This is a genomic window from Candidatus Palauibacter sp., assembly GCF_965261555.1.
In the GTDB taxonomy this organism is placed as follows: Bacteria; Gemmatimonadota; Gemmatimonadetes; order Palauibacterales; family Palauibacteraceae; genus Palauibacter.
In genome coordinates this window covers 1663206-1678668 of the sequence record NZ_OZ253465.1, presented here as the reverse complement: position 1 = coordinate 1678668, position 15463 = coordinate 1663206, and the positions used below count along the sequence as shown (strand labels likewise).

The following is a 15463-nucleotide window of genomic DNA, read 5'->3' as shown; positions in this document are numbered from 1 at the left end:
GCGTCACGTCGCGAGTTCTTTCAGCGCCCTCCGGTACCGCTTCTCGGCCTCCACCGCGATCGCGAGTCCCTCGTCCACATCCGGATCGTAGGGGCTCAGCAGGATCCCGTTCGCCGTCTCGACGGCCAGCACTTCGTCGCCCGCCTCGAGGTGGAGGCGTTCAGTCATGTCCCTGGGCAGCGTGGCCCCCACGGACCCGCCCATTCGCCTCAGTTTCACCCTTCGAACCATGAATCCCTCCAAGTAGCATCCTCGTCGGCCCATAACCCGGATCGTATGATTGAGGGTTGGAAGTTGCGGACCCGGTTCACCTTTCGTGCAAGAGGTACAGATGCGTTCCCTTACCGTCGCCCTCGTTCTTCCCGTCGCGTTCGTCGCCCTGCCGCCGGATGCACCGCTCGCCGCGCAGGAGCGGCCGTTCACGTTCATGGATGTTCAGGAGATGAAACGCGCCGGCTCGTGGACCCCGAGCCCGGACGGCGCGTGGATGCTCTACACGGTGACGACCCCCGACTGGGAGGCGGCGGAGTCCCAGACCGACATCCACCTCGTATCGCTGAGCGAGGGCGTCGCGTCGAACCGGCGGCTCACCTACACGGAGGACAAGGACGAGCGCAGCCCGACGTGGGCTCCTGACGGATCGTTCTTCCTCTTCGCCTCCAACCGCGACGGGGACGACACGCAGCTCTACATGATGCGCCACGATGGGGGCGAGGCGCGGAAGATCACGGACGCGGACGAGGGCGTGTCGGGTTTCGCCTTCAGTCCCGACGGAAGCTGGCTCGTCTATCGCTCCGGCGAGAACGGACGGGAGCAACTCCACCGGCTGCCGGCCGACGATCTCGCGGGAGCCGAGCCCGAGCAGATCACGGACGGCGAGGCGGGCGTCGACCAGTGGGACTTCTCCCCGGACGGGAGTCGCATCTACTTCGCGCGCCCCGACTCCTTCGATGAGGACGAGGTGAAGCGGCGCGAGGAAGGCTTCACCGTCGATGTCCGAAACGCGGTCACGCCACTCTCGAGCCTGTGGAGCGTCGGTGTCGCGTCGGCCGAGGAGCGGCGCGAAACCGACGACGCGTCGTACAGCGTCAACAACTTCACGATCTCCGACGACGGACGCTGGATCGGGATCACCGGCGGCTCGACGAAGCGTTATGAACGCAACATCACGGCGCAGCGGCTGTACGCGGACCTTTACCTGATGGAGGCAGCCACGGGCGAGATCGAGCGCCTCACCGACAACTACGAGGTCGGCGAAGGCGGGCTCAGCTTCTCCCCGGACGGGCGCTGGATCGCCTTCTCGGCACCGGACGAGATGGAGCGGTACTCGATGACGGAGAACCGGGTCTACATCCGCGAGGTGGACGACCGGGGCGGCGCATTCCGGAAGCTGGGGGCGGAGTTCGACCAGAGTTCGAGCGTCGGATTCTGGTCCCAGGACTCGGAGACGATCTACTTCAACGCCGGCGTCAAGGTGACGACGCAACTCCACGCGCTCGACGTGGAGACGGGCGCGGTCCGGCAACTCACCGAGGAGCGGGCGGCGCTCTCCGTGTCCGAGGATGACGACACCGGCACCATCCTCATCAACTACAGCGACCCCAGAACCCCGCCCACCGTGTTCACGGTCGCGAGCGTGGACGACGTCCCGGACCGCTCGAAGTGGACGCAACTCGTGGACGCGAACCCGCAACTGCGCGAGGTGGCGTTCGGCGACGAGGCGGAGGTCAACTGGCGTTCGTCGGACGGAAAAATGGTCGGCGGCGTGCTCGTCTATCCCGTCGGGTACGAGGAAGGGACGCGCTATCCGCTCATCGTCGCGATCCACGGGGGACCGGCGTCGGCGGACATCCTCCGCTTCAACGGCGGCTACAGCGCACAGGTGTACGCGGGGGCGGGCTACGCCGTGCTCAAGCCCAACTACCGAGGCTCGCGCAACTACGGGAACGAACACCGCACGGACATCGTCGGCGACTACTTCACGATGGGCTACGAGGACATCATGACGGGCGTCGACCACCTGATCGCCGAGGGGATCGTGGACGGGGACCGCATGGGGACGCTGGGCTGGAGCGCGGGCGGCCACTGGTCCAACTGGATCCTCACGCAGACGGACCGCTTCAAGGCGATCAGCTCCGGCGCCGGGACGATGAACTGGATCAGCATGTACGCGCAGAGCGACGTGCAGCGGAACCGTCAGTTCTACGTGGGCGACGGCTTCCTGTACGAGGACTTCGACACGTACTTCGACCAGTCCCCGCTCAAGTACATCACGAACGCGAAGACGCCGACGATGATCCACGTCGTGGAGGGCGACCCGCGCGTGCCGAGCCCGCAGTCGGTTGAACTCCACATGGCGCTCAAGAAACTCGGCGTGCCGACGGAACTGTTCATGTATCCCGGCCGCAGCCACGGCATCCCCGATCCGCGCAACCGGCTCGTGAAAGCAGTGAGCGAGATGGCGTGGATGGACTACTACGTGCGCGGGATCGGCGAGAAGTTCCAGTGGCGCCAGGTCCTCGAGACGCTCGAAGGCGAGGAGGCCCCCACGGTCGTCTCCGAACGCTGATCCGGCGGCTTCCTTGAAGCGAGCGTTGAGCCGCCTGGTCTGGCCGGCGGTCTGGACTGCGGCCGCCGTCGCGCTCGTGGTGGTACCGTTCGGTTACGCGATCACCGAGGTCCACCGCGACGTCTGGATGGGAGCGGGCTGCGGCCTCGCCATCGGCGTGGGCATCGGCCTCCGGGGAGGCCCGCAGGCCGGTCCGTGGATGGGTATCCTCATCGGTTCGATTGTCGGGATGTCCACCGCGTTGATTGCCGGCGTGGCGCCTTTGGAAGGGTTCGGGGTCCTTGTCCCACCCATCCTGGCCCTGGCGGTCGGCATGCATGACGGTCTCCGCGAGACATCCTTCTCCGACTATAGGGACATGAGCCGGGAGACGTTCATACTATCCGTCCTGCTCGCTCTGGGGCTCTTCCCTGTCCTGGTCACGTCGGAAGCGTTGGCGCTCACGGTGTTTCCGCTCGCGTGCATGCCTTGGATCGCGCTGATTTCCGGCCTCCTCAGCCACCGCCGCGAGGGATGGCGCGACACCCGTCCTCCCCGGCTTCTCGTCCTGAGTGCGGTACTGCTGTTTGCCTCGATGCTCTTCCTGACGGTGGACGAGGAGATTGGATCCGGTCGCTTGACCCCGCGCATCGTCCCGGTCCTCCAATTCGTCGGGATACTGGGGCTCGCGGTGGCGGCAGTTCCCGCCGCCACGTTCCTGCTTGGGCGCGTCGCCATCGCGTGGCTGCAACCCCGCCTTCGGGTGTACGGCCGGCTCGCCGACTACCTGCGCATTATGTGGGTCCCTATCGGCGGGTTCGCGATCGGCTACCTGATGATTATCGTTCTGTTCGCCGGCTTCTACGGGATGCTGGAGCGCTTCAGCCCCGGCGCGTTCGCCGATGCAACCGTCGGCATCAAGGAGTGGATCTTCTTCGCGTTCTACACCGGCCTCGCCCAGGATTATGCGACGATCGCCCCGGTGTCGGACAGCGCGCGCGTGCTCGTCGGCACGCACCTGATCCTGTCGGCGGCGTGGGTCGTGGTACTGTTCGCGGCGGTGATGTCATTCATCGGGCCCAAGCTGGAGCAGATTGCCAGGCGTCACGCGGAGGAGGAATCGTGAGACGGTTGATTGCGCTGGGTCTCCGGATTGCGGCCGCGGTCGCGCTCGTCGTCGTCCCCTTCGGTTACGCGGTCACAGGGAACCACACCGACGTGCTGCTGGGCGCGGGGTGCGGGGTGGCCATCGGCGTGGGCGTCGGCCTGCGTGGAGGGTCGGGAAGCCGTTCGGGGACCGGGATCCTGATCGGCTCTATGGTCGGGGTCGTTGCGGCGTTCCTGGCCGGGGGGCTGAGCGTCGGCTGGGGCATCATCCTTCCGCCCCTCGGCCCGCTGGCGCTCGGCTTGATCGGCGGGTTCGACCGGTCTTCTCTCTCCGGGTATCGGGCTGTGACCCGGGAGACCTTCATTCTCGCCGTCCTGTTGAGTCTGGGGTTGATCCCCGGGCTGGTTGCGGGCGGTGTCGACCTGGCGCCTCTGGTGGCGGCGTTTCCGCTGGGGGCCGTGCCCTGGGCCGCGTTGTTGATCGGTCTCCTCAACCGTCGGCGCGAGGGTTGGGACGGTGCCCCACCGCCCCTGCCGCTGGTCCTCGGCGCGTTGGCGCTACCCGTTCTGATGGGCCTCCTGTTCGCGTTCGGCGTCGTGCAGGAAGACGCCGGCCTGTCCGGCATCCTGTACGTTGCCTGGATCGTCCTCACCCTGGCCATCTCGCTCCTGATGATCCCGGTGCTGGCGTTCCTCGGGGGTCGCGCCGCCGCCGTGTGGCTCCGTCCGCGGCTTCAGGTGTACGGCCAACTCGCCGCCTACCTGCGCGTCATGTGGGTCCCGATCGGCGGGTTCGCGGTCGGCTACCTCACGATCATCTTCCTGTTCGCCGGATTCTACGGGATGCTGGAGCGCTTCAGCCCCGGCGCGTTCGCCGGCGCCGGCTCCGGGGTGGCGGACTGGCTGTCGTTCGCCTTCTTCAACGCCCTGGCCCAGGACTACGCGGCCGTCGTCCCCGTCTCGGTCGGCGCCCGCATGCTGGTCGGCCTCCACCTGATCCTCTCGGTCGGCTGGGCGCTGGTGCTGTTCGCGGCGGTGATGACCTCCATCGAGCCGAAGCTCGCCCGCATCGCGCGGCGACAGACGGACGAGGATCCCGACTGACTTCCGGTGGCCGCAGCCGCTCCCGCCGTGGCGCGGCGGATCGAACTGCGGGCTGGTGCCGGGGCGTACGGTGGACGAACATCGTCACATGACGTTCGACATCGTATTCGTGCTGGGTCTGACCCTGGCGGCGCTCGTCCTGTTCGCCCTCGACCGGCTGCGGCTGGACCAGATCGCCATGTCGGTCCCGGTGGTCCTCCTCCTGAGCGGCATACTCACGCCCGCCGAGGCCGTGTCGGGCCTGTCGAGCCGCGCGACGGTGACGGTCGGCTCGATGCTAGTGCTCGGCCTGGGGCTCCGGAAGACCGGGCTCGTGTCCGCCATCGGAGCCTGGGCGCGCACCGCTCCCCTCGGCGGCAAGTACTCCCGCATGTTCGCGCTCTGCCTCATCTGCGCGCTCCTCTCGCCCTTCCTCATGACGACCGCGGTCGTGCTGGTGTTCCTCCCGGTTTTCGTCGCACTCGCCGAGCAGGCCAGGGAGCCGGCCTCGCGGTATCTCATGCCCCTCTCCTTCGTCTCGATTCTCGGGGGCACCGTCACCCTGATGGGGACTTCCACGAACCTGGTCGTGCACGGCGAAGCGATGAGGCGAGGGTTCGACGACCTCCACATGTTCTCGATCACGCCGCTCGGTCTGATCTGTCTCGCCGTGGGTCTGCTGTATCTCTTCACCGTCGGCCGGGTGCTCCTGCCGAGGCGTATCCGGCCGCCGGACCTCTCCAGCAAGTACGACATCCGCCGCTTCGTCACGGAGTTGCACGTCCCGGAGGATTCGCCGGCGAACGGCCGCTCGCTGGCCGAACTCAAGTGGGGCGAACGGTACGGCGTCACCGTGCTGGACATCGAACGGGGGGAACAGGAGATCACGGCGCCGCACGGAGACCGCCACATACGGCCGGGCGACGTCCTCTACGTGCAGGGATCCGCCGAGCGCCTTCTCGAACTCGCGCGCCGGCAGCGACTCGAGACGCCGAGGGAGCGGAAGGAGCAGGGACTCGACCTGGCCGGGGGCGGCCGGCTGGTCGAAGTTCTCGTCGCGCCCGGCTCGAGTCTCGTAAGCCGGACGCTTCGCGATCTGAACTTTGCGCAACGCTACGATGCGGCCGTGCTCGCGATCCAGCATCACGGCGTCACCGTAACGGAAAGGTTGGCGGAGGTCTCGTTTCGCGTAGGCGACCTCCTCCTGGTACACGGGAGGGCGAGCGCGCTCGGACGCCTCGTCGAAGATCCCGGGTTCGTCCCCGTGGGCGAAGTGAAGACGCAGGTCGGGAGCAGACCGCGGGCCGGCGTGGCTGCCGGGATCCTGGTCGGCGTCGTGCTCAGCGCGAGCCTCGGCATCCTCGACATCATGACGGCCGCGCTCACCGGCGTCGGCCTGATGGTGTTCACGCGCTGTGTGCGCGTCGAGGAAATCTACGCGGAGGTGGAGTGGCTGGTCATCTTCGTCCTGGCCGGTTTGATCCCGCTCGGGGTGGCGCTCGAGACCACCGGGGCGGCGGAGTTGCTCGCGCATGGGGTGGTGACGCTGACGGCGCCGCTGGGAGAGGTCGGGCTCATCGCGGCCTTCTACCTGGTGACCGTCCTCATGACCGCCATCGTGTCCAACGCGGCGACCGCCGTGATGCTCACCCCGGTCGCGATCCTCGCGGCCACGCAGGCGGGCGTGAACCCGTACGCGCTACTCATCGCCGTGATGTTCGGGGCATCCGCCTCGTTCGTCACGCCCTTCGGGTATCAGACCAACGTCATGATCTACGGGCCGGGCGGATATCGCTTCTCGGACTTCGTGAAGGTGGGTGGCCTGCTCAACCTCATCCTCCTCATCACGGCCAGCCTCCTCATTCCTCTTTTCTGGCGCAGCCCTTGATCCGGCCGGGGATCCGGATTTGCGGCCGTCGGCGACTGACGCTCAGGCTTTCCTGAAGCGCCAGCCGTACAGGATGCGGCCGTAGTAGTTGAACATCCTTCTCGCCTCGGGATCCTCGAAGGGGTAGTCCGCGCCGATCTGTCTCGCGGCCGCGAGCCCGGTGACGAAGGCCGTTTCCTGGCTGTTGATCAGCGTGTGGGCGCCGCAGTGCCAACTCCCCCTCCTGCCCTGTATGAAACGGAAGAGGGGGACGATCCACGCGACATGACGCACGTCGTGCACGATGTGCTGGAACCACCACCTCTTGATGACCTTCCCGTCATCGATCTCGCTGATCGGGTTGTACGTGACCAGACAGGGTTTGTCCGAGCGCTTCGCCCACGGCTGCTGGTTGTGCATGATGTAGGTGATCTCGTAGTTGTCCGGCCTGGCGCCGTACTGCTCGATATGGTTGCTCCGGGTTTCCAGCGCCTTCACCTCGTCATCCGGCAGGACCGAGGCGTCCGAATGTACGACCGTATGGTTGTGGAGTTCGCTCTCGTAACGGATCGATGAGAGGATGTAGCGCTCCAGGAACGACGGCTCGTCCAGCATCATCAGCGTCTGGTTCGCATTGCAGGCGAAGATCACCGCGTCGAAGCTCTCCCGCGCGCCGTCCTCATCCTCGACCTCGACGTGGGATCCCCGTCGAACCACCCTGCGGACGGGCCGGTTGAGATAGATCTTCTCCCGGAAGCCGGCGGAGAGGTTGTCGTAGATCCGCCGCGTTCCCCGGTCCCACGTCTGCATCGTCGTCGCGGCTTCGATGTCGAAGAACTCGAGATACCTGGAGAACAGCGAGGCGGGCATGTCGAAGACGTTCGTCGCCATCAGGAAGTTGACGAACATCGGCTTCAGGATCTTGTACCTGAAGTCTCCCGAGAGGCCGGCCAGATTCAGGACGGCCCCCATGCTGATGTAGTTGAACGGGTTGAGCGCGTTCAGGAACTTCGACCGCGAATGGGTGAGCCGTCCGAATCGGTGCAGCAGCCGCAGGATGCGCTGGAACTTTCGGATCTCGAGCTGCAGCTGTTCCCTGATGTCCGAATCGAAGTCGTGGGCATAGGTTCCCCCGCGATATTTGACGCTGTAGCTGAATCTCGTGTCGATCAGATCGATGCCGAACTGCTCCAGCAACACCACGAAGTGCTGATATACGGAGGGGATGCACGCGGTGACGGAAATGTCGAAGGGGATCGATCTCCCGTCCTCCTGCGGCATGTCGACGGTGACGGCGTTTCCGCCGATCCGCTCTCCGGCCTCGAACAGCCTGAAATCGAACCGGTCCGGGTCGTGATGGAGCGCCCATGCAGCCCCCAGGCCCGAGACGCCTCCGCCGACGATGGCGATGTTCTTCATCCGTCTCCCCTTCCCGCGGGGGGCCCTGTCCTCCCGCCGGGTCGATACCGGCCTTGCTGTTCAAGGGGCGACCGCCGCAGTTTTTCGGGCTTCGCCAACGCATGAACCACGAGATGGACGATATGATTTACCCTGGAGATGAGATGATCAAGCGGACCCCACTGGCGATCTTCGCCGCCGGGTTTTTTCTGTCGACCGCGACTCCGGCTTTGGGCCAGGAGGTGATTCAGTCGGCATACCATGACTACCGGCTCGTCCCCGTAGTGGAGGGGCTGAGGCAGCCGTGGTCGATCGCCTTCCTGCCGGACGGCGAGATGCTCGTGACCGAGAAGGCGGGCACGCTGCGCGTCGTCCGCGACGGCATGCTCCTGCCGGAGGCGGTCACCGGCGTGCCGGAGGTGATTTCGGAGGGACAGGGCGGACTCATGGACGTTGTGCCCCACCCCGACTTCGAGAGCAACCGGCTCCTCTACCTGAGTTTCTCGCAGCCGAACCAGACGGAGCGAGGGACGACGGCGGTCATCCGCGGACGGTACGAGAGCGGGGCACTCACCGACATCGAGGAGATCTTCGTCGCGGTCTCCGAAGGATACGGCCACTACGGATCGCGTCTCGTGTTCGACGGACAGGGACACCTGTTCATCACGGTCGGGGAACGCCAGGCTCCGGCGCGCGGCGACCTCTACGCACACCCCGCGCAGGACCCCTCGAACCATCACGGCACCGTGAGCCGGGTCTACGAGGACGGCACGATCCCGGAGGACAATCCGTTCATCGGTGATCCCGACGTACAACCCGAGATCTGGAGCTACGGGCACCGCAACCAGCAGGGGATGGCCATGAACCCGGAGACGGGTGACCTCTGGGCCACGGAGCACGGTCCCCAGGGCGGCGATGAACTCAACCTCATCGAGCCGGGGCTCAACTACGGCTGGCCGGTCGTCGGCTACGGCGTCAACTACCGCTCGGGCACCGCGATCCACGAGGGAACACACAAGGAGGGGATGGAGCCGCCGGAGCACTTCTGGGTGCCGTCGATCGCGGTCTCGGGACTGCTCTTCTATACGGGCGACCGCTTCCCGCACTGGAAGGGGAACCTGTTCGCGGGCGGGCTCGCCGGCCAGCAGTTGGCGCGCCTCACGCTCGACGGCCAGCAGGTCGTGCGCGAGGAGACGCTCGTGCAGGGCTTCGGGCGCATCCGCGATGTCCGGCAGGGGCCGGACGGGCTCATCTACCTCGCGATCGACGGCCGGGGGAGCGAAAGGACGGCGATCCTCCGCATGGAGCCGGTCGAGACGCGCTAGGGTTGTCGGTCCCCGGGCGGCCCCGTCGCGCGACCGGCTTCAGCCGGGGGCGACGGCCCGCCGGTAGGCTTCCGACAGCGCCCGGGTGATCTCGCCCGGGCGACCGCTCCCCACGGGCCGGCCGTCGACTTCCACGGTCGGCCGGACCTCCGTCGTCGTCCCCGTGAAGAAGATCTCGTCGGCGTCCCGGAGTTCGTCCACCGTGAAAGCGCGTTCCCGGGCGGCGATGCCCAGTCCGGCGCACAGTTCGAGCGTGAAGGCGCGCGTGACGCCGTGCAGGATGTGGTTCGTGGCCGGGGCCGTCGTCACCTCTCCCCCGAGAACCGCGAACACGTTGTTGTGCGTTCCCTCCTGAACCATCCCCTCGCGGATGAAGATCGCGTCCTCGACGTCCGCCTCCACCGCGGCCTGCTGTGCGAGGACGTTGGGCAGGAGTCCGGTCGTCTTGATGTCGGCGCGGGCCCAGCGCTGGTCGGGCAGCGTGATGGCGCCGAAGCCCCGCTCCCACCGCTCCGGCGTCGTGCGGACGAGTTCCTTCGCGAAGGCGTAGACGGTGGGCGCGACCGCCTCCTTCGGAAACGCGTGCGAGCGGGGGGCGGCGCCTCGCGTCACCTGCATGTAGAAGACGGAGAACTCGGCGGCGACGAGGTCGTTCCGCGCCAGGAGTTCGTCACCCACGTCGGCGAGGGGAGCTACGTCCGCCTCGATCCGGAGCGTTTCGAGGCCCCGGGCGAGCCGGGCCAGGTGGCGTTCGCGCAGGAAACAGCGGCCCATGTACGCCGGGATCGCCTCATAGACCGCGTCCGCGAACAGGAAGCCGCGGTCGTTCACCGAGACGCGCGCCTGGCCGACGGGGAGGTAGTCTCCGTTCAGATAGACGATGATGGTTTGCAACCCCTCCGTTCAGGGAATCGCCGGGCGGTCGCGCCGCCGCGGAACCCGGCGCCTCGGCACGCTCGGTGGCTCGCGGACTTCCGAGACACCACACCAGATGCCCGTGTCGGGCCCGGGGGGGCAAGGTCGGTCCCGATCTGGTTCACGTTCGTGCACCGCGTTAGCGTGCAGCGGGCGGGTCCGCTATCGGCCCGTTTTCTTCTGCTTCCGGAGGACTGATGAAGGTTTCGCGGCGAGTTCGCGGCATCCCTGCCGCTCGGTGGCTCTTCCTGGCGATCATCCTGCCATCGACGATCCTCGCGGGCGCGACGTGGTCCGCCCCGGCACTGGCGGCGCAGGAAGCGCGCACGCTTTCCTACGGCGAACCGGAGGAGGTCGGCATGTCCCGCGCCGTCCTCGAGGGCGCCCTCGGACTGTACCACGAGGCGGTCGAGCGCGGAGACATCGTGGGCGCCGTCCTGCTGGTCGCCCGCAAGGGGAAGATCGTCCTCCACGAGGCAGTCGGCATGCGCGACAAGGAGCGGGGGCTGCCCATGGAGCGGAATTCGATGTTCCGCATGGCCTCCAATACGAAGCCCGTCGTGGCCACCGCGATCGCGCAACTCGTGGAGGAGGGCAAGCTCTCCTACGACGACCTCGTCCGGGAGTACATCCCCGAGTGGGACAACTACCGCGCGGGGTTCATCACGGTCGGACACCTCCTGTCCCACAGCAGCGGGCTCCGGATCCCCACCCTCTTCCTGCAGCCGCTGGGCGAGAATCCGACCCTGCAGAGCGAGTCGGCCCGCTTCGGCGCGGTCGGAGCGGAGGTGACGCCGGGAGAGACGTATTCCTACAACAATCCGGGGTACAACACGCTCGGCGCGTTGGTCGAGATCGCCTCCGGCCAGTTGCTGGAGGACCGGCTCATGGAGACGGTCTATGGGCCGCTCGGGATGGCGGACAGCTACAATCATCACGCCGCGCACGAGGTGGGCGGGAAGGTGGATCGCATGGGCGCGGTCTACTACCAGCGCGGACCCGACGGGGACTGGACTCCCGGCGGCACGCCCGGAGGCCCGGTCGCCTTTCCCTTCGCGCGCGCTTCGGGCGGCATGATCTCCTCGGCGTGGGACTATGCGGTGTTCTCGCAGATGTTCCTTAACGGCGGCACCTACGATGGGGCCGAGATCCTGACGCCGGAATCCGTCGAACTCATGACGTCACCGAAGATCCACATCGCCGGCGAGGGGGACGAGGCGAGCTACTACGGATACGGGTGGCGGCTCGCCGACGGCACGTACGGCCACGGAGGATCGGACGGCACGAACGCGTGGCTCGACCCGGATCGCGAGATCATCGGTCTCGTGTTCACGCAGACGCCGCGCGGCGACAACCGCGGCACCCGCCTCGAGCGCTTCCGCGAACTCGTGAACCTGTCGCTCGAGGGCAACTGACGGCAGGATCGAGCTAATCGCCCGAACGATTCGAAGCTGTGTCTCCGTATGGCACGTAATGGGCACCTCTACCGCGACCTCGAACTCTGACGAGTTTCTCGTTGCGCATTGCGCGCATGAGCCTGAGCACCTGCGTCCGAGTGTAGCCGGAAATCCGTCTTATCTCCGCGTTCGTCAGTCGGCCCCGATCCGACAGGACAGCAAGCAACCGAAGGCGAAGCGCCTCTTCGTCAATCCACAGGTCGCTATCTGCCGCTTCCATGTCCGGAAGAAGCTCGGCATAGCGTCGCGCGAGGCGGTACACCGTTCCCGGACCTCTTCCCTGTGCAACAAAAAACCCCCGCTTCCGCAGCGAAATCAGGTGGACCGCCGCTTCCTCCTCCGGTAACTGGAGCAATTCCGACGCCGACCACCGGTCGAGAAACCCTCGCCGCGTCGAGCCGCGCAGGGCGATCAGGTCGTCAAGGGAGAGATCGGTTCCGCGACGCCTTAAATCGTGCACCAGGCGTGCGAACGCGGTGTGCGTGCGAGTGTTAAGGATCAACCGCACCTGGGACTCATCCGCATCGTAGCGCGGGATCCCCTTGCCCAACGAGAGGAGTTCCTCATAGATGCGGTCGACGCCGAGACCGGCGCGGTTTACCAGCCCGATCATCTGTAGTGCCTCGGCAAGGAGCGGGTTCCGGCGCACGGGCCGGTGACGGAGGATATTTCGGGGCGTGACCCCGGGCATGAACCCTCCCGGGCTGACGACTTCCAGCCATCCGTCGCGAAGATCGACATGGGTCGACTGGCGCAGGAAATAGTCACGGTGAACGAACGCGTTCAGTACGGCCTCGCGTCCGACCCACCAGGTGATATCGGGGATCTCGAGCTGCTGGAAACCCACGGGATCGATGGTGGCTATTTGCAGGTTCGCCTCGAGGAGCCGACGGAGTTCCTCCAGCGCCCGCAGCAGCGGGCTCCTGATGTCGCGGCGGAGGTCGTACCGGGTGGAGTCCTTCCAGCGAGAGAATATCACTTCGTGGCCGGGGGCGTAGCGCGCCAGCGCAGGTCGGGAGCCCAGAAGGAGGACGGCGGCGAGCGTGACGCCGCTCTCCGAGGCAAGCCCCAGTGCGCCCAGGAGGTCACGGTCCGCCAACTCCGCGAGATCCCGCCGCTCGGCATCCGCTCGAATGACCTGACGCAGCAGCAGGAACTGTTCCGGATCCAGATCCGAAGGTTCGACGTCTGGCAGTACTTCGGCGGTGGGGTCGCGACCGCCGCCCGATACGACAAGCTGGGCCAAGGTCGATCCCGTAAGCGGCCGGTTTTCCTTGCCCATGCGGATCTTGGCCACGCCATCGGAGGTCGTGTGGGGCGGAATCCCGACCGGCACGCGAACGACGAGGAGTCGGCCCTCCGGCTCTCGTAACTCTTCGATTTCAACGAGAAGATGAGGGTCGGTGCCATCGTAGATTTCGCGACGCAGGGCGGCGTCGTCGAGTTGCGCCACGCCGTGGATCGCGTCCACTCTGGTTCGTTTGCGATCTGCCACGCCGAGGACCAGAATGCCGCCTTTGGCGTTCGCGAAGGCTACGACGGACTCCCGAAGCTCGCGGACCTGGGTGCGTCTGGCCTGCCCGCTTGGATCCCAGGACTTGAACTCAAGGGTTTCGGACTCCAGGGCATCAGCAGGTTCCCCGTCCAGCCGGTCCAGCAGGGTCGCGATCTCAGCGAGATTCACCGAAATAACACTCCATTTTCATAATGTTGTGTTATTCATTGTAATGCATCGCGAAGCTCGGGTCCAGTACACTTCGGACCTTCCGGCAGGATCCCTCAGGCTGACGCGCGGCGGCGGAGCCATTCGACGGTAAACAGGAGCGCGAGCGCGAACACGATCAGGAAGGTGGCGACCGCGAGGATCGCGGGGCTGATCTGTTCGCGGATCCCCGCCCACATCTGGCGGGGGATGGTCCGCTGCTCCAACCCGCCCATGAAGAGGACGACGACCACCTCGTCGAACGACGTGGCGAAGGCGAACAGGGCTCCCGAGATCACACCGGGCGCGATCAGCGGCAACTGCACGGTCCGGAAGGTGCGCACGGGTCCGGCACCGAGGCTGGCCGCGGCCCGCGTGAGGTTGCGGTCGAAGGCCGACAGCGTGGCGACCACCGTGATCACGACGAAGGGCAGGCCCAGCGTCGCGTGGGCCAGGATCAGCCCCAGGTGCGTCTGGGCCAGTCCGAGGTTCGTGTAGAAGAAGAACATCCCCGCCGCGGCGATGATCACCGGCGTGACCATGGGCGAGATCAGGAGGCCGGTGATGAAGCGGCGCGCCGGCATGGCGGGGCTCGACAGCCCGAGCGCGGCCAGCGTTCCGAGCGCCGTCGCGAGCAGGGTGGCGGAGACGCCGATCACGAGACTGTTCACGAGGCCGCGCGTCCACGCCTCGTTCTCCACGATCTCGCGATACCACCGCAGCGACCACGCCTCGGGGTCGAGGCGGAGCATGCCCTCGGTGAAGGTGAAATAGGGTTCCGCGTTGAAGCTGAGCGGCACGATGACGATGATCGGCGCCACGAGGAAGATGAAGACGCAGGTGCAGAAGGCGAGGTAGCCGATGCGGCCGACGCGGGCTCCGATCACTAGCCCAGACTCATGCGCTCGACGCCCACCAGCCGGTCGTAGAGCAGGTAGAGGACGAGCACGCCCACCAGCAGGAGCGCGCCGAGCGCCGCCGCGAGCCCCCAGTTCAGCGACGTCTGCATGTGGTAGGCCACCATGTTCGAGATCAGCTGGCCGCTGCTCCCGCCGACGAGCGCCGGCGTGATGTAGTAGCCGATCGCGAGGATGAAGACGAGGAGCGAGCCCGCGCCCACGCCGGGCAGCGTCTGCGGCCAGTAGACGCGGCGGAAGGCCTGGGCGGGCGTGGCGCCCATCGAGGCGGCGGCCCGCATGTGCAGGGGCGGAATCGACCGCATGACCGAGTACAGCGGCAGCACCATGAAGGGCAGAAGAACGTGCGTCATGGCCACGAGCGTGCCCGTCATGTTGTAGACCATCGACAGCCGGCCGTCGTCCCCGATGAGTCCGATCGCCACCAGCAGGTCGTTGACCACGCCCTGCGTCTGGAGGAGGACGATCCACGAGGTCGTCCGCACGAGGAGCGAAGTCCAGAAGGGAACGAGGACGAGAGCGAGCAGGAGGCCGGCCCGGCGCGGGCGGGCGTGCGCGATGAGATGAGCGATCGGATAGCCGAGGATCAGGCAGAAAACGGTGATCGCCAGGCTTACGAGCAGCGTGCGCCACAGGAGCGGCAGATAGATGCGCCGCTCCTCCGGCTGCCGCGCGACGGAACCGTCCGCCAGCCGCTGCATGTCCAGCGCGTTCAGGTAGTGGCGGGCCGTGACGCGCTCGCCGGCCGCGCGGATCGCGTGCCAGGTGCCCGGGTCGACCCAGGCGGAATCGATGGCGGCCATCGCGTCTCGCCACGGACCCTCCGCCACCTCCCGCAGGTCCCGGGCGGTCCGCGTGAACACGCCGCGCAGCCCGCTCTGGAGCCGGTTTGTCCGGCTGGCCACCTGCCCCAGCGTTCTCGCCTCCCGCGCGGCCCCGATCTCCCGGGCGGCCGCCTCGTACGTCGCCTCCGGGGGGAGCCCTTCGCCGTCCCAATCGCGCAACGCCGTGAGCGTCGCGGGCAGGGCGTCCGCCACGACGGGATCGTAGACGCTCCTCACCAGCATCGTCCCCAGCGGCGCGAGGAACGTGACGCCAAGAAAGATCAGGAGCGGCAGAACGAGCCCCATCGCCCGAAGCCGAT

12 protein-coding genes are annotated in these 15463 nt (G+C 66.8%); 6 read left to right on the top strand and 6 right to left on the bottom strand.

Annotated elements, in window-relative coordinates; translation table 11 throughout:
* Positions 1-3: 3 nt before the first annotated feature.
* On the bottom strand, positions 4-231 hold the full coding sequence (locus tag ACQY5G_RS07235) for an AbrB/MazE/SpoVT family DNA-binding domain-containing protein (RefSeq protein WP_428278379.1): 228 nt from the start codon (positions 229-231) through the stop codon (positions 4-6).
* A gap of 100 nt (positions 232-331) precedes the next feature.
* Between ACQY5G_RS07235 and ACQY5G_RS07230 the strand changes: the two genes are divergently transcribed.
* From ACQY5G_RS07230 to ACQY5G_RS07215, 4 genes are all read left to right on the top strand, one after another.
* Entirely contained in the window at positions 332-2569 is a 2238-nt protein-coding gene (locus tag ACQY5G_RS07230) for a S9 family peptidase (protein ID WP_428278377.1), read from the top strand.
* 199 nt (positions 2570-2768) lie between these two features.
* On the top strand, positions 2769-3674 hold the full coding sequence (locus tag ACQY5G_RS07225; protein WP_428278375.1) for a hypothetical protein: 906 nt from the start codon (positions 2769-2771) through the stop codon (positions 3672-3674).
* Positions 3671-4759, top strand: a complete 1089-nt coding sequence (locus tag ACQY5G_RS07220) for a hypothetical protein (RefSeq protein WP_428278374.1) — start codon at positions 3671-3673, stop codon at positions 4757-4759. Before ACQY5G_RS07225 ends, ACQY5G_RS07220 begins: the two co-directional genes overlap by 4 nt.
* A gap of 88 nt (positions 4760-4847) precedes the next feature.
* Entirely contained in the window at positions 4848-6626 is a 1779-nt protein-coding gene (locus ACQY5G_RS07215) for an SLC13 family permease (protein ID WP_428278372.1), read from the top strand.
* A 42-nt stretch (positions 6627-6668) separates the two neighbouring features.
* Here ACQY5G_RS07215 and ACQY5G_RS07210 read toward each other — a convergent pair whose 3' ends face one another.
* Complete coding sequence (locus tag ACQY5G_RS07210; RefSeq protein WP_428278370.1) at positions 6669-8024, bottom strand: FAD-dependent oxidoreductase; 1356 nt, start codon at positions 8022-8024, stop codon at positions 6669-6671.
* Positions 8025-8167: 143 nt separating this feature from the next.
* On the opposite strand from ACQY5G_RS07210, the gene ACQY5G_RS07205 reads away from it, so the two are divergent.
* Entirely contained in the window at positions 8168-9328 is a 1161-nt protein-coding gene (locus ACQY5G_RS07205) for a PQQ-dependent sugar dehydrogenase (RefSeq protein ID WP_428278368.1), read from the top strand.
* A 39-nt stretch (positions 9329-9367) separates the two neighbouring features.
* Here the strand turns inward: ACQY5G_RS07205 and ACQY5G_RS07200 are convergent, their stop codons facing one another.
* The gene (locus ACQY5G_RS07200) at positions 9368-10222 is read right to left on the bottom strand and encodes an aminotransferase class IV (RefSeq protein WP_428278366.1); all 855 of its coding nucleotides are present in this window, start codon (positions 10220-10222) and stop codon (positions 9368-9370) included.
* A 218-nt stretch (positions 10223-10440) separates the two neighbouring features.
* Between ACQY5G_RS07200 and ACQY5G_RS07195 the strand changes: the two genes are divergently transcribed.
* Positions 10441-11658, top strand: coding sequence for a serine hydrolase domain-containing protein (locus ACQY5G_RS07195; protein WP_428278364.1), 1218 nt, complete (start codon positions 10441-10443; stop codon positions 11656-11658).
* A gap of 13 nt (positions 11659-11671) precedes the next feature.
* On the opposite strand, the gene ACQY5G_RS07190 is transcribed toward ACQY5G_RS07195, so the two are convergent.
* The 3 genes from ACQY5G_RS07190 to ACQY5G_RS07180 form a co-directional block, all read right to left on the bottom strand.
* The gene (locus ACQY5G_RS07190) at positions 11672-13384 is read right to left on the bottom strand and encodes an RNA-binding domain-containing protein (RefSeq protein WP_428278362.1); all 1713 of its coding nucleotides are present in this window, start codon (positions 13382-13384) and stop codon (positions 11672-11674) included.
* Between the two features lie 95 nt (positions 13385-13479).
* Positions 13480-14289: an ABC transporter permease gene (locus ACQY5G_RS07185; protein ID WP_428278360.1), complete on the bottom strand. Its 810-nt coding sequence runs from the start codon at positions 14287-14289 to the stop codon at positions 13480-13482.
* Positions 14289-15449 (bottom strand): ABC transporter permease, encoded by a 1161-nt coding sequence (locus ACQY5G_RS07180; RefSeq protein ID WP_428278358.1) that lies wholly within the window; start codon positions 15447-15449, stop codon positions 14289-14291. Before ACQY5G_RS07180 ends, ACQY5G_RS07185 begins: the two co-directional genes overlap by 1 nt.
* Positions 15450-15463: the final 14 nt, after the last annotated feature.

Excerpts from the sequence above, each read along its gene's own strand:
- ACQY5G_RS07235 (WP_428278379.1), bottom strand. The coding sequence starts at position 231 with ATGGTTCGAAGGGTGAAACTGAGGCGAATGGGCGGGTCCGTGGGGGCC.
- ACQY5G_RS07230 (WP_428278377.1), top strand. The coding sequence starts at position 332 with ATGCGTTCCCTTACCGTCGCCCTCGTTCTTCCCGTCGCGTTCGTCGCC.
- ACQY5G_RS07225 (WP_428278375.1), top strand. The coding sequence starts at position 2,769 with ATGGGTATCCTCATCGGTTCGATTGTCGGGATGTCCACCGCGTTGATT.
- ACQY5G_RS07215 (WP_428278372.1), top strand. The coding sequence starts at position 4,848 with ATGACGTTCGACATCGTATTCGTGCTGGGTCTGACCCTGGCGGCGCTC.
- ACQY5G_RS07210 (WP_428278370.1), bottom strand. The coding sequence starts at position 8,024 with ATGAAGAACATCGCCATCGTCGGCGGAGGCGTCTCGGGCCTGGGGGCT.
- ACQY5G_RS07205 (WP_428278368.1), top strand. The coding sequence starts at position 8,168 with ATGATCAAGCGGACCCCACTGGCGATCTTCGCCGCCGGGTTTTTTCTG.
- ACQY5G_RS07195 (WP_428278364.1), top strand. The coding sequence starts at position 10,441 with ATGAAGGTTTCGCGGCGAGTTCGCGGCATCCCTGCCGCTCGGTGGCTC.
- ACQY5G_RS07180 (WP_428278358.1), bottom strand. The coding sequence starts at position 15,449 with ATGGGGCTCGTTCTGCCGCTCCTGATCTTTCTTGGCGTCACGTTCCTC.